This is a genomic window from Gordonia malaquae NBRC 108250, assembly GCF_000344135.1.
GTDB classification, from domain to species: Bacteria; Actinomycetota; Actinomycetes; order Mycobacteriales; family Mycobacteriaceae; genus Gordonia; species Gordonia malaquae.
Window position 1 is genome coordinate 1 of the sequence record NZ_BAOP01000090.1, and the last position, 716, is coordinate 716.

Genomic DNA, 716 nt, shown 5'->3' on the forward strand with positions numbered 1-716 from the left:
GGCGCACGCACCGTCCGTGAAGAAATCGATGCCATGGAAACTCTTGGACTCAATCCGACCCGTCGAGTCGTCGCACCGCGGTTCGTTGCGGTTCTCATCGTCGCTCCAATGTTGTGCATGCTGATCGTGTTTACCGGTCTCGTGGCCGGCTACATCCTGAGCGTCAACGTCCAGGGCATCACGCCCGGAAGTTACGTCGCCTCGTTCGCCTCGTTCGCCTCGTCGGCGGACATCCTGGTGGCACTGATCAAGTCATTGGTGTTCGGTCTCGTGGTCGTGGCGATCGCATGTCACCGGGGTCTGTCCACGAAAGGCGGCCCGAAGGGTGTGGCCCAATCTGTCAACGCCACCGTGGTCCTGGGGGTGGTGGCGTGCTTCGTCATCAACGTGGTCATCACCCAGCTGACAATCATGTTCGTCCCGCAGACCATCGGATGACGGAGAACACGTGACCGCCATACCATCCACCCGTTTCACTTCGATCACTCGTCCGATCGTGCGTTCTGTGACGCCCCTCGCCGAAGTCCCCGCACAACTCGGGCACATCACCACATTCATCATCGACACCGTCGCAGGAATTCGTCACGTCGCGACCACCTATCGACGACAGACGCTCTTGTACATACATGAGTTTGCCTGGGGACGAGGCGCTGTTCTGGTCGGCGGGGGTACCGCAGTCGTGCTGGTCATTCTCGGAATGGCTGTCGGGGCATCTA

At 60.1% G+C, this 716-nt stretch carries 1 protein-coding gene; it reads left to right on the top strand.

Going from position 1 to position 716, the window contains the following annotated elements:
• A partial coding sequence (locus GM1_RS21300) for an ABC transporter permease (RefSeq protein ID WP_008382457.1) occupies positions 1-438 on the top strand: 438 nt, incomplete at its 5' end.
• Between the last annotated feature and the right edge of the window lie 278 nt (positions 439-716).